16 protein-coding genes are annotated in these 20,051 nt (G+C 64.7%); 7 read left to right on the plus strand and 9 right to left on the minus strand.

Features of this window, described 5'->3' with window-relative positions; translation table 11 throughout:
- Positions 1-69: 69 nt before the first annotated feature.
- Both pyk and F812_RS0106860 read right to left on the minus strand, forming a co-directional pair.
- The gene (gene pyk, locus F812_RS0106855) at positions 70-1,578 is read right to left on the minus strand and encodes a pyruvate kinase (RefSeq protein WP_020085224.1); all 1,509 of its coding nucleotides are present in this window, start codon (positions 1,576-1,578) and stop codon (positions 70-72) included.
- A complete protein-coding gene (locus tag F812_RS0106860) occupies positions 1,575-2,012 on the minus strand; it encodes a DUF1036 domain-containing protein (RefSeq protein ID WP_020085225.1) in 438 nt (145 codons plus the stop codon). Before F812_RS0106860 ends, pyk begins: the two co-directional genes overlap by 4 nt.
- Positions 2,013-2,236: 224 nt before the next feature.
- Between F812_RS0106860 and F812_RS0106865 the strand changes: the two genes are divergently transcribed.
- The 4 genes from F812_RS0106865 to F812_RS22915 all read left to right on the plus strand — a co-directional run bounded on the left by F812_RS0106865 (position 2,237) and on the right by F812_RS22915 (position 5,088).
- Entirely contained in the window at positions 2,237-3,070 is an 834-nt protein-coding gene (locus F812_RS0106865) for an N-formylglutamate amidohydrolase (protein ID WP_020085226.1), read from the plus strand.
- 40 nt (positions 3,071-3,110) lie between these two features.
- Positions 3,111-3,428, plus strand: a complete 318-nt coding sequence (locus F812_RS0106870; protein ID WP_020085227.1) for a DUF1244 domain-containing protein — start codon at positions 3,111-3,113, stop codon at positions 3,426-3,428.
- Between the two features lie 148 nt (positions 3,429-3,576).
- On the plus strand, positions 3,577-3,879 hold the full coding sequence (locus F812_RS0106875; protein WP_020085228.1) for a DUF2312 domain-containing protein: 303 nt from the start codon (positions 3,577-3,579) through the stop codon (positions 3,877-3,879).
- Between the two features lie 249 nt (positions 3,880-4,128).
- Positions 4,129-5,088: a LysR substrate-binding domain-containing protein gene (locus tag F812_RS22915; RefSeq protein ID WP_020085229.1), complete on the plus strand. Its 960-nt coding sequence runs from the start codon at positions 4,129-4,131 to the stop codon at positions 5,086-5,088.
- On the opposite strand, the gene F812_RS22920 is transcribed toward F812_RS22915, so the two are convergent.
- The 3 genes from F812_RS22920 to F812_RS0106895 form a co-directional block, all read right to left on the minus strand.
- Complete coding sequence (locus F812_RS22920) at positions 5,069-6,667, minus strand: peptidoglycan L,D-endopeptidase MepK (protein ID WP_020085230.1); 1,599 nt, start codon at positions 6,665-6,667, stop codon at positions 5,069-5,071. The genes F812_RS22915 and F812_RS22920 overlap by 20 nt on opposite strands.
- Positions 6,668-6,834: 167 nt before the next feature.
- Positions 6,835-8,724 (minus strand): L,D-transpeptidase family protein, encoded by a 1,890-nt coding sequence (locus F812_RS22925; protein WP_020085231.1) that lies wholly within the window; start codon positions 8,722-8,724, stop codon positions 6,835-6,837.
- A 362-nt stretch (positions 8,725-9,086) separates the two neighbouring features.
- Positions 9,087-10,592, minus strand: a complete 1,506-nt coding sequence (locus F812_RS0106895) for a sigma-54-dependent transcriptional regulator (protein ID WP_026867913.1) — start codon at positions 10,590-10,592, stop codon at positions 9,087-9,089.
- A gap of 288 nt (positions 10,593-10,880) precedes the next feature.
- On the opposite strand from F812_RS0106895, the gene F812_RS0106900 reads away from it, so the two are divergent.
- The 3 genes from F812_RS0106900 (at position 10,881) to F812_RS0106910 (ending at position 15,261) form a co-directional block, all read left to right on the plus strand.
- Complete coding sequence (locus tag F812_RS0106900; protein ID WP_020085233.1) at positions 10,881-12,752, plus strand: M3 family oligoendopeptidase; 1,872 nt, start codon at positions 10,881-10,883, stop codon at positions 12,750-12,752.
- A 147-nt stretch (positions 12,753-12,899) separates the two neighbouring features.
- A complete protein-coding gene (locus tag F812_RS0106905; RefSeq protein ID WP_020085234.1) occupies positions 12,900-13,079 on the plus strand; it encodes an AbrB/MazE/SpoVT family DNA-binding domain-containing protein in 180 nt (59 codons plus the stop codon).
- A gap of 268 nt (positions 13,080-13,347) precedes the next feature.
- Complete coding sequence (locus F812_RS0106910) at positions 13,348-15,261, plus strand: potassium transporter Kup (RefSeq protein WP_420537149.1); 1,914 nt, start codon at positions 13,348-13,350, stop codon at positions 15,259-15,261.
- 27 nt (positions 15,262-15,288) lie between these two features.
- Here the strand turns inward: F812_RS0106910 and F812_RS0106915 are convergent, their stop codons facing one another.
- The 4 genes from F812_RS0106915 to F812_RS0106930 form a co-directional block, all read right to left on the minus strand.
- The gene (locus tag F812_RS0106915; protein WP_026867914.1) at positions 15,289-17,607 is read right to left on the minus strand and encodes a bifunctional diguanylate cyclase/phosphodiesterase; all 2,319 of its coding nucleotides are present in this window, start codon (positions 17,605-17,607) and stop codon (positions 15,289-15,291) included.
- A 183-nt stretch (positions 17,608-17,790) separates the two neighbouring features.
- Positions 17,791-18,198: a HesB/IscA family protein gene (locus F812_RS0106920; RefSeq protein WP_245257637.1), complete on the minus strand. Its 408-nt coding sequence runs from the start codon at positions 18,196-18,198 to the stop codon at positions 17,791-17,793.
- A gap of 146 nt (positions 18,199-18,344) precedes the next feature.
- Positions 18,345-18,749, minus strand: a complete 405-nt coding sequence (locus tag F812_RS0106925; protein ID WP_020085238.1) for an SUF system Fe-S cluster assembly protein — start codon at positions 18,747-18,749, stop codon at positions 18,345-18,347.
- A gap of 21 nt (positions 18,750-18,770) precedes the next feature.
- Positions 18,771-20,039 carry a cysteine desulfurase gene (locus tag F812_RS0106930; protein ID WP_051113785.1) on the minus strand — a complete coding sequence of 423 codons (1,269 nt, stop codon included), beginning with the start codon at positions 20,037-20,039 and terminating at the stop codon, positions 18,771-18,773.
- Positions 20,040-20,051 lie beyond the last annotated feature (12 nt).

The following is a 20,051-nucleotide window of genomic DNA, read 5'->3' on the forward strand; positions in this document are numbered from 1 at the left end:
CATGATCGCTTCGGACCCTATCAGTCCGAAGCGTGACTCATCGGTTTCGCTAACGAAAAGCGCAGCGCGTCAGGACGTGATCTTGGGCGGGGTGCGCCGTTCCACAGGCACCTTGCCGCCTGTCGGCACGTAATCCGGGCTGTGGCCGTCCGGAAGGCCGTGCTCGTCCACGAACGCGAGGCGGATCATGTTGGTCGCGCCGGGCGAGCCGAGCGGCACACCGCACGTGATGACCACACCCTGGCCCGGCTTCACGAACCCGCCCTCGTAGGCGATGCGCGTCGCCTTGCGCACCATGTCGGCGAGATCCTCGGGATCGCCGGTGAGCACCGTCTCGATGCCCCAGACGAGCGCGAGGCGCTGGGCCGTGCGCGCGATCGGCGTGAGGCCGATCACGGGCAGGTTGGGCCGTTCGCGGGCGACGCGAAGCGCGGTCGAGCCCGTCGCGGTGTAGCAGAGGATGGCCGCCACCTTGACCGTCTCGGAGATCGCGTGCGCGGCGGCCGCGATAGCGTCGGCGCCCGTCGGCATCGGCGGAAACTCGATGGCGTGCACGAAAGCGTCGTAGCTCGCGTCGTTCTCCACCTCGTGGGCGATGCGCGCCATCATCTCGATGGTCTCGACCGGGTACTGGCCAACGGCGGATTCGCCCGACAGCATGATCGCGTCCGCGCCGTCGAAGACGGCGGTCGCGACGTCGGAGACCTCGGCGCGTGTCGGCATCGGCGACGACGTCATGCTCTCCAGCATCTGGGTCGCGACTACGATCGGCTTGCCGGCGGCACGCGCCTTGCGGGTGATCTGCTTCTGAAGGCCCGGAACGCGCTCGACGGGCATTTCGACGCCCAGGTCGCCGCGCGCCACCATGAAGCCGTCACCGGCCGCGATGATGTCGTCGATGTCCTCAATGGCCGAGGGCTTCTCGATCTTGGCGAGCACCGCGGCCCGCCCGTCGATGATGCGCTTGGCTTCGATGATGTCCTCGGCACGCTGCACGAACGACAGCGCGATCCAGTCGGCGCCGAGCTTCAGCGCGATGTCGAGATCCTTGCGATCCTTGTCCGTAAGCGAGCTGATGGGCAGCACGGTGTCGGGCATGCTGATGCCCTTGCGGCTCGAAAGGATGCCGCCGGTCACCACTTCGGCCACCATGCTCTTGCCGTCCACGTCGGCCACGCGCATGCGCAATTTGCCGTCGTCGATGAGCAGCATGTGCCCGGGCCGCACGGCATCGAAGATCGCGGGGTGCGGCAGGCTCACGCGCTGAGAGGTGCCCGGCACGCCGGTCTGATCGAAGCGGAAATGCTCGCCAGCCTTGACCAGCGCCCGCCCGTCGACGAACTCGCCGAGGCGGAACTTGGGGCCCTGCAGATCGCACAGCACGCCGATCGAGCAGCGATGCTTCGCGGCCACGTCACGGATGGAGCGCACCAGCGTGTGGGCCGTCTCCGCGCTCGTGTGGCTCATGTTGATGCGAAAAACGTCCGCTCCCGCAATGAAGAGACGCTCGAGAACGTCGGGCGCGGACGACGCGGGTCCAAGCGTCGCAACAATCTTGACCCGCCGATTACGTCTCATTTCCCGTCCGCCTCTTTATCGTCTGGATCGGTGAGGCGAACCGTCCACTCTTGCGCCTCTCCCGTATCGACTTCGAAAAATCCCGTGCGCTTATATCCGCGTTTGGGGCAATCCTGCACCCCCCGGATGGCGAACGTCTTATCGGCTGTGCACATGAAGTTCGTGCCCGCCCATTCCCCCCCGCGGTCGTAATCCACGGCGTGGACGTAGATAAACCGGCTCGGTACTGCCCCTTTCAAGAGCGTTTCGCAAGACTGCGACGCGATGTTCCACCACCCCTCGGTCGCCCAGCCTTCCGGGTCCTGGTAGCCGATCGAGACGCCGACCCGGCTCTGCGTGGCATTGCAGAACTTGAGGTCTGCCAGCGCCGGCCGCGGGAGCATCGCCAGCAACAGGGCCGCTGCAAGCGGCGAAAGGAATGCTCTCAGATTCATGGTTTCACGGGATGCCGGCCTGTACGTGGGATCACGACACTGGCCGAGCCTTGATGGGAGGGCGAAACGTTGGCAATGAAAGCGGGCAGCTTTGAGGAGTGCACGGCTGACGGCACCCCCACGAGCGCTGCGCCATTGAAGGCCGGGACGCGAATTTTCGCAAGCCCCCGGGGGGAAAAGCCGAAACGGCGAAATAACGAGGCCGATACAAGATTAAGGTGCCGATGCGACCCGAGACAGCGCCCGCCGCCAGCGTCACCATCGAGGCGGAAACCGCCGAAGCGTTCGTCCGCCGTCCGGGCTCCCTGGACGCGGGGCTGATCGTGCTGTGCGACCACGCCGACAATGCCCTTCCCGGGGAGTACGGCAGTCTTGGCCTGCCGCCGTCCGAGCTCGAGCGCCATATCGCCTATGACATCGGGGCACGCGCGGTGACGGAGCGGCTGGCCGACAAACTCGGGGCCCCCGCCGTGCTGACGCGCTTTTCCCGCCTGCTGATCGACTGCAACCGGGGCGAGGACGATCCCACGCTCATCATGCGTCTCTCGGACGGCGCCATCGTTCCTGGAAACCGCACGTTGAGCGACGGCGAGCGCGAAAAGCGGATCATGCGCTTCTATCGCCCCTATCACGAGGCCATCGGCGCCCTTCTCGATCGCGCGTTGGCGTCCGGCATCGCCCCGGTGCTGCTCTCGATGCACAGCTTCACGCCGCAGTGGCGCGGAAAGCCGCGGCCCTGGCATGGCGCCATCCTCTGGGACAAGGATCCGAGGCTTGCCGGGCCGTTGATCGAGGGCTTGCGCGCGGACGCTGCCTTCGTCATCGGCGACAACGAGCCCTACTCGGGCCGCCTCAAGGGCGACTGCATGTGGCGCCACGGAACCTCGCGCGGGCTTTCCCACGCCATCGTCGAGGTTCGCCAGGACTTGATCGCGACGGAGAGCGGCCAGAGAGAGTGGGCGGATCGCCTGGCGTCCGTGATGCAGCGCATCCTTGCAGGTCGGGATGGCGATCCCGATCTCAAGCGGGTGAAACATTTCGGGTCTCACACCGATTGAGATACCGCGATCGGCCTCGGAGCCGGATGAGGAACAACAGATGACACGCGATCCAAGAACCACCATCGAGCTTGAGGCCGCTGCGTTTCGCCGTCTTGTCGCGCACCTGCGCGAGCGCGCGGATGTGCAGAACATCGACCTCATGAATCTCGCGGGTTTCTGCCGGAACTGTCTCGCCAACTGGTATCAGGAGGCGGCAGCCGACAAAGGCATGATCGTGTCGAAGGATGAAGCGCGCGAGATCATCTACGGCATGCCGTATGCCGAATGGCAGAAGCGCCACCAGACCGAAGCCTCCCCGCAGGCCCTTGCCGCGTTCGAGAAGAGCAGCGCCCACACCACGAAGAACAAAAACTAGGAGCCTCATCCACAGGAAATTATCTCTGGATGAGAAAGCGCCTCGCCTTGCCCCTGTCCCATCCGAGTTCTAGCCTCGGCTCAAGATCGCATCCGCAAACGGCGGAGCGCGAAGAGGGATCGGATATCCGTATTTGTTGGGGGTAGTAATGACGACGCTTCAGGCTTCGGCACAGAATCAGCTTCGCCAGATCATCGAAAGCATCGAGCGGCTCGAAGAGGAGAAGAAGGCTCTCTCCGGCGACATCCGCGACAAGTATCTCGAGGCCAAGGGCGTGGGCTTCGACGTGAAGATCCTTCGGCAGATCGTTCGCCTGCGCAAGAAGAGCCAGACCGAGCGGCAGGAAGAAGAAAGCCTGCTCGAGGTCTACATGCACGCTCTCGGAATGCTGAATGGACCGGTCTCGGCCGGTGCGGAGGCAGCTGCCGACCGCATGATCGCGGCGGAGTAGCTCGTCCGCGGGCAGATCGGCCATCCGTGGTGTGACGTGAAAATAAAAAACGTCTCGGGCCGCTTCGGCGCACGGCCCGAGACGCTAACGACGAGTGGAAGCCGGAGCTTCACCTGCCGTATTCGGGAACTGTTTCCCGGATCGCCGCGAAATCGCGGAACGATCACGATCGTTTGTTCGCTGCGACCATAGACCGCTGCCGATATCAGGGCTAATCGTTATTTGTTTCTCCCCTGATCAGGCTGTCTTATGACGCAGGTCACTATCAAGCAGTTACGCTATTTCGATGCGCTCGCGCGGGAGCTTCATTTCGGCCGCGCGGCGGATGCGTGCGCGGTCACGCAGCCAGCCCTTTCCATGCAGATCCACGAGCTCGAGCAGAACCTCGGCCTGATCCTGGTCGAGCGGACGCGCTCGGGCGTGCAGCTCACCGGCAAGGGTATCGAGATCGCCGCTCGCTGCGCGCGCATCCTGGGAGACGTTCGCGATCTCGTGGCCTACGCCCAGCACGCCAACCGCGTGCTCGCCGGCACGCTCCGGCTCGGCGTCATCCCCTCGGTCGCGCCCTACATGCTGCCGCCACTGCTGCCCCTGCTGCGCGAGGCCTATCCGGATCTGGAGCTGCATGTCCGCGAGACGCAGACCCAGGTGCTGACCGACGAGCTGCTCGAAGGCAAGCTCGACGTGCTGCTGCTCGCGCTGCCGCTCAAGCATACGGATCTCACCAATCGCAAGCTGTTCGAGGACAAGTTTCTCCTCGCCGTGCCCAAGGACCGGAAGCTCTCCGGCCGCGTGCGCGCAACCAAGGAGCTGATCGAGCACGAGCGCCTTCTGTTGCTCGAGGAAGGACATTGCCTGCGCGATCAGGCACTCACCTATTGCAGCCTCCAGCAGGTGGATGCGGTGAACACCTTCGGCGCCTCGAGCCTCGCCACCATCGTCGAGATGGTCTCGGCGGGCTACGGCATCACGCTGCTTCCTGAGATGGCCGTGGGCATCGAGGAGCGCGGACGCGACATCACGCTCGTGCGGTTCGTAGATCCCGAGCCCTCGCGCACCATCGGCCTCGTGTGGCGGTCCACGTCTCCGCGAACGCAGGATTTCGAGGAGCTGGGGCGCCTCGTCACCAAAGCCTGGAAAGAGGGTCCTCTGGCAATCGCGCTGGGAGGAAGCCGCTCCCGCAAGCCAATCACCGCGGCAGGGTCTTGACCGCCCGCGAGACGAGCTGAGGGGCTGCTGGCTGCGGCTCAGGGGCAGCCGCCATCGACTCGAGGTGCACGGCGCTACCGCTGAACTCCTGCGCCCACGCCATCGCCGTCTGCAATTGGCCCGCGCCGAACCGCATCGGCAGCACGGTGCCCTCGTCATCCAGCATTTCGAGCGTCATCGGCACGTCCGGATGCACGAGCGTCTGCAGCGCCGGATCGTCGAACGAGGCGGTTTCCGTCAGCAGCGGGGCGAGCGCGAAAGGCCGGTAGGAAAGCTCGTCCGGATGGTCTTCGTCATATTCAGGTGCAGCCGTCCAGCCGCTCCGCCAGTCGGTTGAGCCCTCTCCGAAGGGATGCGCCGCGGCAGGAGCCGCTTTCGGTGCGGGCTCGTTGGCGACGGCTCGCTTCGGGAACGGCCAGTCCGGCGTCATCGAGGCGCGCATCGGCGTGGAGCCCGTGATCAGGGATGCGCTCTTTGCGGCGGGCGCCAGCGCAGCCGTCTCCTCGATTGAGGCGAGCTGGACCAGCATGTCGAGGCGTGAGCGGTCGGCATCGGGCAGCTTGGCGACGAACGTCGACGGCCGGTCGACGGGCTTCGGCGCACTTACGAGTTTGGGCTTCACGTCCTGAGCAGCCGTCTCGGCGACAGCCTTGGCGATCACGCCCTTGCTCTCGCCCGCTGTCCGATCGGAGGTGAGGGCCACCGAGCGCATCGTCTCAGGCGCGGTCTCGGAAGGCGGCGGCATCGGCGCGCCGACGGCCATGCGTTGATGCGGAGCAGGCGGGCGAACCGCCCGCGCCGGGCGCGGAGGCACTGGAGCCGGGTTGGTCACAGATGAAGCATCCGCTACCTGCACAGCCGCCTTGGGGCTGTCCCGCAGGGCGTAGAATTGCGCAACTTCTTGCGCGAGATCCTTGCGCCGCTCGCGTGCGGCGCGCACGTCGGCAGGTGTGATGGGACGGCCGTCAGATGGCTCGTGCTTCGAATGACCGGACGGGAACAGCAGCGCCAGCTCGTCGCGCACCATGCGCGGCCAGTGGCGCACGCGCGCTGTGTCCACATGCACGAAAGGAATGCCGGAGGTCGGATAGTAGCCGACGCCACCGCGCTCACGGATCATGGCCGAGTAGCGCATCCGCTTCACGGGTACGTCCGGAAACGCGATGTCGATCGCCTTGCCGGTGATGTGCTGGCTCTGGCTCGCCTGTCCGCCGCGCGTCTTGCGCAGCATCTCGTTGGTGCCGCGCGAGCGATAGCCGCAGATGATGCTGACAGGCTGCTGAGAGCCCAGCTCCCGGTGCATCTCCCAGATGATGTCGACCGTGTTGGGGTCCATCTGGATGGATTTGTTCTCCCGCCAGTCGCGCATGATCCAGTTGATCTTTTCGAGCGCGGCGGGAACGAAGCGGCCGTCCTTCTTGTACTGGACGGTGAGCGTTTCCTTGGTGTGGATGTGGAAGAAGGAGATGGTGCGATCGTCACCGGCATGCGCCAGCGTGGCCTGCGAGGCGGCGGCCACGAGTGCGGCCGCGCCGAAGCCCAGATACCGGCAGGTGGAGAGTCCCGCCTTTACGCCCAACAGAATTCCCCCATCGAGAATGCCAAGGTTAACGCTTACGCCCCGTTGCTTAACGGTTGGTAACCTCGGAATGCGCGATCAAGAGGGCTCGCCCGCGGCATAAAAAGGGCAAGACGCCCCGCGCCGCCAGTAAGACGCAGGGGAGGGTTAAGGAGCGAGACTAATGCTCAGAAGCCGCCGAATACGTTGTTGAAGAACGTTTCGAGCGGGTTGCCGCCGCCCGCGTACTGCGATTTCGCATAGGTGACGGGCGCCAGGTGATCCGGGCCGCGCGCGATGGCATTGAAGCGCCCTTCGAGCGCGAGAATGACGCGCTGCTCGTGACCGTAGACGTCCTTGAAGCTTACGAGCTCGCCTGCGTCGTTCACCCATTGCGTGAAGTAGGCCGTGTGCACGGGGATCTTCTTCTCGAGCACGATCGGGTTTTCGACCGGGTCGGCGTTGACGAGGGAGGCGACCTGGTCCGGCGTCCAGCCCTTGTCGAACTCCAGCACCACCTCCGCGAACCGCGCGGGGTTACGCACGCGGATGCAGCCATGGCTGTAGGCACGGGTCGCCTGGTTGAAGAGGTGCTTCGTCGGCGTGTCGTGCATGTAGACGATATGCTTGTTGTGGAACGTGAACTTGAACTGGCCGAGCACGTTCGCGGCGCCCGGCGGCTGATGCACGTCGAATTGGCGAATGTCCGCAGAGCCCCAGTCGACATAATAAGGATCGACCGGCTTGCCGTTGCGCGTCATGCGCAGGCCCTGCTTCTGGAAATAGGTGCCGCCCCGCGCCAGGCTCGGATAGAGCTCCCGCACTTTGATCGAGTCCGGCACGTTCCAGCGCGGATGAATGGTGACCGTGTCCATGACCGCCGAGAACACCGGCGTCTGTTTGTCGACGAGGCCCGTGATCACTCGCTCTTCGTGCACCACTTTTCCATCCCGCACGAACTCGAACATGAACTCCGGGATGTTCACCCACACGTGCGTGGCGCCGAGATCCTCGGGCATCCAGCGCCATAGCTCCATGTTCGCGCGCACGCGATCCGGGTTCGGCACGTCGATGTCGTTGAGCGCGGCGCGCGAGCCCGCGCCCACGATGCCGTCGGGCGCGAGGCCATTCTCGGTCTGGAAGGCTTTGACGGCGGTTGCGAGCGCGTCGTCGTAAAAGGCCTCATCTGCGGGCTGCTCGGCAGTGCCCGCCGGAGCGGGCACCTTGAGCCGCTGGCGGAGCAGCGCGACATGCGGATGAGTTTGCCCCGGCGAGAGTGCCGGTCCTTTCGGCAGGCGGACGATGGCGTCCGCCGTGCTCGCCGACTTCAGAAGCTCGAGATACTTCTGGCGCAGCTTTTCGAACTGCGGATGCTTCGGGTGGAACCCTCTCAGCGTCGCATCGGGCGGCGTCGATCCGGCAAGGTCCGCAAGCACGGCCTTGGGATCGAGGAGTTGCGGCGTGCGGTCCAGGTAGGACGAAAGCTGTTTGGCGGGCTCGGTAATGCGGCCACCGCGCGCGTGGCGCGCGTAGGTGAGGGCGGCGACGGAGAGCTTGCGCTCGGCGTCGGCAGCGCTCTCCTCGGTCAGCGTTCCGCCGACATCCGGCAACGCGAACGCCGAGGCGTCGAGCCCCCAGTCGTTGGCCTTCTTGATTTCGGCGATCACGAGCACGGCGCGATCGTTCAAGGAGCCATCCGCGATCCAAAGCGGCGCGTCATTGCGCGCGAGATAGAAATCCTTGAGTGCGAGCGCATCCTGCCGCTCGGCCTCGGTCGCGGTCTTGGGAAGTGTGTCGAGAGCCGCGCGGACCAGTGCGCCGAGCTGCGGTTTCGTAGGCGCGGGCGTCGCCGCCTGCTCAGGAGCGGGCGAGGCGGGAGGAGCAGGTTGCGCGGCAGGTGCTGCGGTGACGGGCGCAGCCGTGGCGTCGGCCGGTTGCGTGGGCGCTGCCGTGATCGGGGCCGCGGGTGGTGCGGCGTCAGGCGCTGCGACTGGATCTGCGAAGGCGGTTGCCGGCAGCACGGACGCCGCAAGCAGCAGAACGCAGGACGGGGCGATGCCCCTCAACCGGTGACGCATGGCAATTCCTCGTGGCCGCGCTGTAAAAATCAGGACGCGCGATCACGCTCGACACCTAAGCAGCAACCATGACCGATGCGCCGGACCGATAGGTTCGGATGCAATCATGGTCTAGCCGAGGCACTAAGCCTTGAGAAGCTGGGAGGGCCCGCGTCCCGCACGCAGGCGAACTTTTGCCCGTCTACTGTTGTGGAATTGTGATCACGGGGGCCGCGCCGCTCCGCCATCCTGCCACGCCGGCCGAACATCGAAGAGGAGGAAATGGAGGCCGGCTGATCAATGTCGTCCGGCAGCCTCGTCGCAAAAATGGCCGGGACGAGCCCGGCCATCGATCGATCTTCCGAGCGTTTTTGCGCGACCTTCTAGTTCACGCGCGGCTCGAGGCCGTACTCCTGCATCTTCCGGTAGAGCGTCGAGCGGCCGATCTTGAGGCGCTTCGCCACTTCCGTCATGTGGCCGCGATAGCGCCCGAGCGCGAGGCGGATCATGTCGGCCTCGATGTCTTCGAGCGCGCGGATCTCGCCGCTCTCGGTCACCGCGGGAATGCCGAGCGCCGAAGGGCCGCCCGAGGGGCGCACTTCGACGGTCTGCGGAATGGTGTCCTCCGCGCCGAGCAGCGCGGGGCCCGTGTAGGCCGGCGGCTTCTGCAAGCCGGCCGGAGCGGGCGGGATCTCGGCGGTGAAGCCTTCGACCTGCGTTGCGATCTGCGGGAACTCGGCCACAGAAAGCTCAGCGCCATCGGCCAGGACGACCGCGCGGAAAATCGCGTTCTCGAGCTGGCGCACGTTGCCCGGCCAGTCGTAGGCCATCAGCATCCGCATCGCCTCGTCGGTGAAGCCACCGACGCGCTTGCCTTCCTCCGCGCCGAAGCGGGCGAGGAAATGCTGAGCAAGCTCGGGAATGTCCTCGCGGCGCTCGCGTAGCGGCGGCACCCAGATGGGGAACACGTTGAGTCGGTAATAGAGATCTTCGCGGAACTTGCCGTCCTTCACGAGCTGGATCATGTCGCGGTTGGTGGCGGACACGAGGCGGAAGTTGACCTTGATGGGCTTCTTCGCGCCGACCGGATCGATCTCGCCTTCCTGAAGCGCGCGCAGCAGCTTTACCTGCGCATCGAGCGGCAGCTCGCCGATCTCGTCGAGGAACAGCGTGCCGCCGTCGGCTTCCTGGAACTTTCCGACGCGCCTCTCGACGGCGCCGGTGAACGCACCCTTCTCGTGGCCGAACAGGATGCTCTCCACCAGGTTCTCGGGGATCGCGCCGCAGTTGACGGTGACGAAGGGCCGTCCCGCCCGCTCGCTCTCGCCCTGGATGGCGCGTGCGATCAGCTCCTTGCCGACGCCGCTCTCGCCTTCGATCAGGACCGGAATGGTGGAGGTGGCCGCGCGTTTGCCGAGCGCGATCACGCGCTGCATGCCTTCGCCGCGGATGATGAGATCGTCGAACGTCAGCGTGCCGTCCGTCTTCTTCTTGATCCGCGAGATCTCTTCGGAAAGCGCTTCGATCTTCATCGCGCTCTTCATGGAGACTTCGAGCCGCTCCGGAGAGGCGGGCTTGATCACGAAGTCCACGGCGCCGAGACGGATCGCGCTGATCGCGGCATCCACCGAGCCGTTGGCGGTGAGCACGATGACGGGAGGCGAGGCTTTGCCCTTCAGCCGTTCGAGAACGGCCATGCCGCCGATGCCGGGCATGACGAGATCCAGAAGGACGAGGGAGATGGTGCCCCGCTCGGGGCCTTCGAGCACTTCGAGCGCCTGCTCGCCGGAATTCGTGGAGCGGGTCTCGAAGCCGAACCGTTTGACCGTTTCTTCGAGGATGCGGCGCTGGGCGGGATCATCGTCGACAATAAGAACACGCTTTGCCATGAAGCACTCGTACACAACACGAACTGGAACACTGCCGGCCTCGCCCCACGCGCTAACACAGCCGCGCGCGGATCGATCAGCAACTCAACTCGAGCGAATGATTGCCCGACAACGGTAAACAAGCTCTTTCGGCTATGCTCACCTTGAAACTTTTTTGCCCGCCTGTGGCCTCAGGTTGACGCTTTTCACCCGCGGAGGAGCCCAGACACTTCACCTTTGCCGCTTGAAACCGGGGGCGAGAGCCCGCAGATTAAGGATTGCTTTCTCCCATATTCACTGGAGCTACTGATGACGCCGACCACGCGCGCCCCGCTGTTCTCTGATATCGCCCGGGCAAAGGCCCAGAGCGGATCGACCCCGACGGAGGAGCGCGATCTCGGCCCCATCCCCGAGTGGGACCTTTCGGATCTCTACAAGGGAATGGACGATCCGTCGGTGACCCGCGACATCGATCGGGCGGCTGCAGAGGCAAAGCGCATCAAGGACGCTTATCAAGGCAAGCTCGTCGCGCTCGCGGGCGACGGCGCCAAGCTGGCGGACGCCATTTCTTCCTACGAGCAGCTTTCCGATCTGATGGGCAAGCTCGGCTCGTTCGCAGGCCTTCTCTATGCCGCCAACCAGGCGGATCCCGCCCGTGCCAAGTTCTATGGAGACATCTCCGAGAAGCTCACGAAAATCTCGACCGATCTCATCTTCGTCGAGCTGGAGCTCAATCAGATCGAGGAGGCGGCGCTCGCCCAGGCGGTGACGCATCCCGCGCTCGCCCGTTACAAGCCCTGGCTCGAGGATCTGCGCAAGGAAAAGCCCTATCAGCTCGACGAGAAGCTCGAGCAGCTTTTCACGGAGAAAGGCCAGACTGGACGCGGCGCGTTCAACCGTCTGTTCAGCGAGACGATGACCGGCCTTCGCTTCGATGTGGAGGGAGAACCCGCACCCCTGGCGCTCGAAGCGACGCTGAACCTGCTTTCGAACCCGGCCGAGCCGCGCCGCCGCGCAGCGGCGGAGGCACTTTCGAAGGTGTTCAAGGACAACATCCGCCTCTTCACCCTGATCACCAACACGCTGGCCAAGGACAAGGAGATTTCCGACCGCTGGCGCGGCTTCAAGGATGTGGCCGACAGCCGCCACCTTGCCAACCGCGTCGAGGCGCCGGTCGTGGACGCGCTAGTCGAGAGCGTGCGGGAAGCCTACCCGCGCCTGTCGCATCGCTACTACGCCATGAAGGCCAAGTGGCTCGGCATGGACCGGCTCTCGCACTGGGACCGCAACGCCCCGCTCCCCGACAAACCGGAGCAGATCTTCACCTGGGCGGAAGCCGAGGGAATCGTGCTCAAGGCTTACGGCGCCTTCGCGCCCGATATGGCGAACGTCGCGAAACAGTTCTTTGACAAGCGCTGGATCGACGCGCCGCTGCGTGAAGGCAAAACGCAAGGCGCGTTCTCTGCCGCAACCGTTCCCTCGGTGCACCCCTACGTGCTCATGAACTACCAGGGCAAGCCGCGGGACGTGATGACGCTCGCGCACGAGCTGGGCCACGGCGTCCACCAGATGCTGGCCCGCGACCAGGGCGCGCTGCTCGCGCCGACCCCGCTCACGCTCGCGGAGACCGCGTCGGTGTTCGGCGAGATGCTGACCTTCCGCGCGCTCCTCGCCGAGACCAAGAGCCCGCGCGAGAAGAAAGCGATGATCGCCGGCAAGGTCGAGGACATGCTGAACACCGTCGTCCGGCAGATCGCGTTCTACCTGTTCGAGCGCAAGGTCCATGAGGGACGCCGCAAGGGTGAGCTTACGAGCGACGAGCTGAATGCCTACTGGATGGAGGTGCAGAGCGAGAGCCTGGGACCGGCGATCGACCTCAAGCCGGGCTACGAGGTCTATTGGGCCTACATCCCCCACTTCATCAACTCGCCGTTCTACGTTTACGCCTACGCGTTCGGCGATTGCCTCGTGAACTCGCTCTATGGCCTTTACCGGGAGGCCCACCCCGGCTTCGTCACCAAATACTTCGATCTCCTGAAGGCGGGCGGCTCGAAGCACCACTCGGAGCTGTTGGCCCCGTTCGGCCTCGACGCCACCGATCCGTCCTTCTGGTCGAAGGGGCTCAAGGTGATCGAGGGCATGATCGACGAGTTGGAGGCCATGGACCGCGCCACCGCCTGATGGCTGCCGATTTCTTGCCCCCTCAACACGATGGCCGCCCTCGAGGCGGTCATCCAGGGGTTGCGGGGCGGCGGGCGTTTTACAATCCGTACAACGGCCCTCTGCCTGTGTTGTACAATTTGTATAACGCAATGCGGAGCCGCCGCCATGAAGCTCGAAATCAAGAAGATCGGCAACTCGACGGGGCTCATCCTGCCGAAGGAGCTGCTGGCGCGCCTCGGGCTTTCCCAGGGCGACCACGTGCTCGTCACCGAGGGGCCGGACGGTCTCAAGATCTCGCGCTACGTTCCCGACATGGAGAAGGGGTTGCAGCTCGTAAGGCGATGAAGACCTATCGGGCCGCCCTTACCGAATTGGCCAAATGAGCGAGCCCGTCTGGCTGTTTCCGGAGCCGAGATCGCGGAGGAGGGCCTGTCCCGTTGGATCCGCGACAACTGGCCCAAAGCCCCGTAAAACGGGTGCGACTGCAACTCGCCTTTGCCGCTGTCAAGACGGAACCACGCTCCGCCCTGCGAATTTGACCGCTTACGAGCCTGCTCGAACAGGCGTATAAGCGCCGAAATTTGCTGCGAAAGCAGCGGCAGCAATAAGAGGCCTGATCGTGGCACGCCCTAAGGCCACCGAGGTTGGTGGCGAGTCCGGCGAAACTTCGCACGATCGCCATTTCTGGACGCTCGTCGTCGGATCAGTCGGCGTTGTCTACGGCGATATCGGTACAAGCCCCCTTTATGCCTTCCGCGAGGCGGTCCGCGCGGCCAGCGGCGGAAGCCCGGCCAACTCGGAAGCGGTGTTCGGCGTGCTGTCGCTCATATTCTGGGCGCTGATCCTGATCGTCACGCTGAAGTACGTGATCGTGCTCCTGCGCGCCGACAACAAGGGCGAGGGCGGCACGTTCGCTCTGATGGCGCTGGGCCAATCGGTCGCCAAACGAAGCTCGCCCCTGCTGTTGGGGCTCGGCATCGCCGGCGCCTCGTTCTTTTACGGCGACGCGGTCATCACCCCCGCCATCTCTGTGCTCTCGGCGGTCGAAGGCCTCGCGCTCGTCTCGCCCGCCTTCCACAATCTGATCGTTCCGATCGCCCTCGTGGTGATCGTCGGGCTCTTCGCGGTTCAGAGCCACGGCACGGCCCGCGTCGCCCAGTTCTTCGGCCCCCTCACCATCGTCTGGTTCCTCTCGCTCGCCATCGGCGGGCTGCTGCACATTTTCGACAACCCGATCGTGTTCTCCGCCCTCAATCCGTGGCACGGCGTCCGCTTCATGGCGACCCACGGCATGCTGGGCCTCACCGTTCTGGGCCTCGTCTTCCTGGCGGTCACGGGTGCGGAAGCCCTTTACACCGATCTCGGCCATTTCGGCCGCAAGCCGATCCAGACCGCGTGGCTCGGTTTCGTGTTTCCCTCCCTGATGCTGAACTATCTGGGCCAGGGTGCACTCGTGCTCTCCGATGCGACGGCGCTCGAAAACCCGTTCTATCGCCTCTACCCCGAGTGGGCGCTGGTGCCCATGGTCATACTCGCGACGACCGCCACCGTGGTCGCGAGCCAGGCGGTGATCACGGGCGCGTTCTCGCTCGCCCGCCAGGCCATTCAGCTCGGCCTCCTGCCACGCTTCGCGATCCGCCACACGTCAGAGAGCATGGCGGGGCAGATCTACCTCCCGCGCGTCAACTGGCTTCTGCTGCTCGGCGTCGTGGTCGCCGTGCTGATGTTCAAGAGCTCCTCGCACCTCGCCACCGCCTACGGCGTCTCCGTTACCGCGGCCCTCGTCATCGACACGATGATGGCGTTCTTCGTAGTCTGGAAGTACTGGCGCTGGCCGGTGTGGAAGGCGGCCATCCTGATGATCCCGCTTCTGATCATCGAGCAGACGTTCTTTGCCGCAAATATCCTGAAGCTGTTCGAAGGCGCCTGGGTTCCGCTCGCCATCGCGGGTGTCCTGAGCCTCATCATGTTCACCTGGGTGCGGGGTTACGCCATCCTCGCCAAGATCACGCGCCGCAACGAGGCCGATCTCGACTGGCTCGTGCGCAAGCTCGAAGCCAAGCCCCCGACGCGCGTTCCGGGCACTGCCGTCTTCCTGTCGTCCGATGTGAATGCGGCACCGACCGCGCTCATGCACAACTTGAAGCACAACCGTGTGCTGCATGAACGGAACCTGGTGCTTTCGATCCGCACTGAGGATACGCCCCGCGTGCCTCGCCACGAGCGTGTGGAGATCGATCGCTCGAACGAGACTTTCATCCGGGTGGTCGCGTCATACGGCTTCATGGAAACGCCCAGCATTCCGAAGATCATGGAAAGCTGCCGGCGCAAGGATCTGAATCTCGACGTGGGGGCGACGTCCTTCTTCCTCTCACGCCGCTCGCTGCGGCCGACCACGAGATCCGAGATGCCGCGGTGGCAGGAGCGCCTGTTCATCTGGCTCGCGCGCACCGCTGAGGACGCCACCACATACTTCCAGATCCCGACAGACCGTGTGGTCGAGGTCGGGACCCAGGTCGCGATATAGGAAACGGGTCCGGATGAGCCGCGGCCCTCAAGCCACGGCCTTCTTCCTTTCGACGGCGGGCACCGGGCGCCCGAAGAAATAGCCCTGCACCTTGTCGCAGCCGCGGCTCTTGAGGAAATCTACCTGCTCCTTGGTCTCCACGCCTTCCGCGAGAACGGGGATGGAGAGTGCATTGCCGAGTGCCAGAACGGCAAGCATCACCGCCCGCGCCTGCGCATCCTTGTCGATGCCGTCAACGAACGTCTTGTCCAGCTTGATCTTGTCGAAGTCGAACGCGCGCAGCGTCGAGAGCGAGGAATAGCCGGTGCCGAAATCGTCCATCGCGATGGAGATCCCGAGCTCCTTGAGCCTTTTCAGAACGTGGATCGCACGCTGCGGATCCTTCATCAGCGACGTCTCGGTCGTCTCCAGTTCGAGCCGCGAGGGAGGCAGGCCCGTCTCGATCAGGATCTGCTCCACGATGTCGGGCAGCTCGATCTGATGCAGCTGGATCGCGGAAAGATTGACCGCGATCGTATCCGGCTCGTCCCAGGTCGCAGCTTCCGCGCAGGCCATCCGCAAAACCCATTCTCCTATCGGGAGAATGAGGCCGGTTTCCTCCGCGAGCGGGATGAACTCGGTGGGAGACACGTAGCCGCGCTCCGGGTGACGCCAGCGCAGAAGCGCTTCATAGCCGACGCTCCGCTCGGTCGTGATGTCGACCTGAACCTGATAGCGCAGCTCCAGTTCCCCGCGCGGCAAGGCTTCGCGCAGATCGCTGATCATGCGGCGTCTCACGCGCAACGCTTCGTCCATCTCCTCCGCGTAGAAGCAGATGTTGTCGATGGGCGATCCCTTCGCGCGATACATCGCCAGATCGGCGTTGTTCATGAGCGTGGTCGCGTTCGGCGCGTGATCGGGATAAAGGGCGATGCCGATGCTGGCGCCGCAAACGGCCTCCACGTGATCGATCTGCACGGTCGAGAACAGTTGCTTCTCGAGCCGCACCGCGAGATCGAGCGCATCGTCGCGGCCGGAGACGCGGCAGGTCGCCACGAATTCGTCGCCGCCGAGGCGCGCGAGGTATTCCCGCTCGCGAAGCACGCCGCGCATGCGCTCCGAAAGCACCCGAAGCACGATGTCGCCCGCCGCGTGGCCTTGAAGGTCATTCACCTCCTTGAAGCGGTTGAGGTCGATCGCGAGCAAGGCAAGCGACGAACCCACCTCGCAGTCGGCGATGATATGGTCGAGATGATCGAGGAACGAGGCGCGGTTGGGCAGCCCGGTGAGCGCGTCGGTCCGCGCGAGATTGGCGATGCGCCGTTCCTGCTCGAGGCGGGGCCGGATGTCACGCAAGGCGTAGACGCGCAAACCCTGCTCGCCGCTTTCCGTGTGAGCCGCAATTTCGACCGCGACGCTGTCGCCGCAGGCGGCCTGCAGCGTGGTGCGCACGACGGCACCCTCGACGAGCGTGTCCACCCGGAACCCTACGGTCGAGACAGGCTGACCGATCAGGTCGTCGCGCGCGAAGCCGCTCAGCGCTTCGAACGCGGCGTTTGCCTCGATGATCTCGTCGTTCTGCGTGATGATCATGCCATCGGCCGAGCTTCCGGCCAGATGCCGGAGCCGCTGGGCGGCTTGCTCGCGCACTGCGCGATCCACGAAATTGCTGACCCAGACGATACCCATCACGAGCACGGCAACGCCCGTCACGGCGAACGCCAGCATCTCGCGGGCTTCGCTGCTTGTCGCCGCCGCATCGGAGGGCGCGAAAGGCAGGATCGTCATGGCTGCCATTCCGGTGAAATGGAGGCCGACGACGGAGCCCACGAGAAGGCCGGGTGCCCCGTAGCGCGCCCATGACGGGTTGGCGGACGCAACGCTTTGGAATGCCAGCGCCGAGACCACGATCGACCAGGCGAGGGAGGCCGTGAAATATCCGGAGTTCCAGAGAATGGTTGCGTCGACCGAGAATGCTGCCATTCCCACGTAATGCATCACGGCGACGCCGCCACCGAACGCCGCGCCACCGAGGCTTGCAGCGAACGGGACGTTCATCGAGGCGACGAGGAAGGCGATCGTGCTCGTGAAGATCACGAGGATAAGCGAGAGGGCGGTCAGTCCTGCTTCATAGCTGACGGGTGTCTGCGGCTCGAACGCGAGCATCGCCACGAAATGCGTGCACCACACGCTCGAGCCTGCGGCCACGGCCCCGAAGAAAACCCACGCCTTTGCCGTGCCTCCATGTCCGCCCCTCGCTTTGCCGAGAAGGTTGAGAGAGGTCCAGGCACCGAGGGTGCAGATCAACGCAGCGAGGGTGACGAGCAGCAGGTTGTGCTCGGTCGTCAGGCAGGAGAGAACACGCATACTGGTGGGGTCCGAATGGAGCGAAGAGCCCCCCAGATACATGCAGAAAATGAATATATTTCCTGACGTGTACTGTCGTGTTTGAGGTCGAAACAGAGCATCGCGCGCCGGAACTGACAGGGCGCGTTGCAAAAGGCGACGGGAGGAAACGGATAGCTAACCCTGGGCTCTTGCGCAGGCCGCTCAGTCGTTGAGGGCTTCGAGCTCGGACTTTCCGGCCGGCACGAGGTTCACGCTCTCGCCGCAGCCGCAGGCGCCCTTCTGGTTCGGGTTGTTGAAAACGAACGTGGCCGAGAGCTTGTCGGTCTTGTAGTCCATCTCGGTGCCGAGCAGGTAGAGGACGGCCTGCGGATCGATGATGACACGCGCACCGTCCTGCTCGACGGTCTCGTCGAACTTTCCGACGGTGTCGGTCCAGCTCATCGTGTATTCCATGCCCGCGCAGCCGCCCTTCTTGATCCCGATCTTGAGACCCGCGACGTCGGGTCCCTTCGAGGCCATGATCGCCCGTACGCGCTCGGCGGCGCGAGGCGTCAGCGTCATCACCTTCGGCCGGGGCCGGCGGGGGGCTGAAGTGGTCTGGTCGGTCATCTGTGCGCGCGTCCTGGTTCGCCCGTGCTTCCGGAGGTCAACATCCGCTTTGGATGGTCACACGATCCCAATATAGCGTGACATGGATCAATTTACGAGATGGGCGCCCGGCAGGCCCGGCGGCGATCCGCCGATTCCTGGAATGTTTAGAACATATTCAGTGCCAGCCGCGCCTCGTCCGACATGCGGCTTTGATCCCAGGGCGGATCGAACGTGAGCTTCACCTTCGTTCCGCTGACGCCGGGAACGGCGTTGACGGCGTCCTCGACCCAGATCGGCATTTCACCTGCAACCGGGCATCCCGGCGCCGTGAGCGTCATCTCGATCGCGACCTCCCGGTCGTCGTTGATGTCGATCTTGTAGATCAGCCCCAGCTCGTAGATGTCGGCCGGAATCTCGGGATCGTAGACGGTCTTGAGGGCAGCCACGATATCGGTCGTCAGCCTGTCCAGCTCTTCCGGCGGCAAGGCGGAGACCTCGGCCGGAGCGGTGGTCTCCGGCACGCTCGCCTCGGCCGGCGTCGTCGTATCCTGTGTCTCGAGCTCGCTCATTTCCTGTGCCTCACTCGCTCGTCACGCAAAGAAGTCTTTGGCCCGCCGCAAGGCAGCGGCCAGCGCGTCCACTTCCTGCCGGGTGTTGTACATTGCGAAGGAGGCTCGGCAGGTCGCCGACACCCCGAGCCGCTCCATCAGCGGCTGGGCGCAATGGTGGCCGGCCCGCACCGCGATTCCCGACCGGTCGATGATGGTGGCGATGTCGTGCGGATGCAGCCCGTCGATCGAGAAGGAGACGATCGCGCCCTTGTCCTTGGCCGTGCCGTGAATGGTGAGGCCTGGAATGTCGGAGAGCAGCTCGGCTGCATAGGCGCCGATCTCGGCCTCGTGTCGCGCGATCCGGTCGCGGCCCACCTGCATCATGTAGGAGAGCGCGGCGCCGAGACCCACAGCCTCGACGATGGCCGGTGTTCCCGCCTCGAAGCGGTGCGGAGGCTTGGCATAGGTGACACGGTCCACCTCGACCACCTCGATCATGTCGCCGCCGCCTTCGTAGGGGGGCATCATGTCGAGATACTTCTTCTTGCCGTAGAGCACGCCGATGCCGGAAGGGCCATACGTCTTGTGCCCGGTGAACACGTAGAAGTCCGCGTCCAAGTCCTGCACGTCGATCGGCATGTGCACGGCCGCCTGGCTTCCATCCACCAGCACCGGAATGCCGCGCGCGTGCGCGATTTCGATGACCTCCTTGATCGGCACGACGGTGCCGAGCACGTTGGACATGTGAGTGAGCGCCACGATCTTCGTGCGCGCCGTGAGCAGGCGCTCGAACTCGTCGATCAGGAACTCGCCCGTATCCGAGATCGGGGCCCACTTGAGCACCGCGCCCTTGCGCTCCCGATGGAAGTGCCAGGGCACGATGTTCGAATGATGCTCCATGATGGAGAGCACGATCTCGTCGCCTTCGCCGATCTCGAGCGCGCCGAACGAGGAGGCGACGAGATTGATGGCGCCCGTCGCGTTGCGCGTGAAGATGATCTCTTCGGTCGAGGGCGCGTTGAGGAAGCGGCGCACGGTTTCGCGCGCTTCCTCGAACCGCTGCGTCGCCGTGTTGGAGAGAAAATGAAGGCCACGATGAACGTTGGCGTACTCGAAGCGATAGGCGTGATCCATCGCCTCGATCACCGGCAGCGGCTTCTGCGCCGACGCGCCGTTGTCGAGATAGACGAGCGGCTTCCCGTAGATGTCCCGATAGAGGATCGGGAAGTCCGTGCGCACCCGCTCTACGTCGAAGAACGCGGTGTTGGCGCGGGTCGGATGGGGCTGATCGCGCGTAGCCGTTGTCATCGTGTCGTCCTT

It is taken from the genome of Hyphomicrobium zavarzinii ATCC 27496 (genome assembly GCF_000383415.1).
Taxonomy (GTDB): Bacteria; Pseudomonadota; Alphaproteobacteria; order Rhizobiales; family Hyphomicrobiaceae; genus Hyphomicrobium_C; species Hyphomicrobium_C zavarzinii.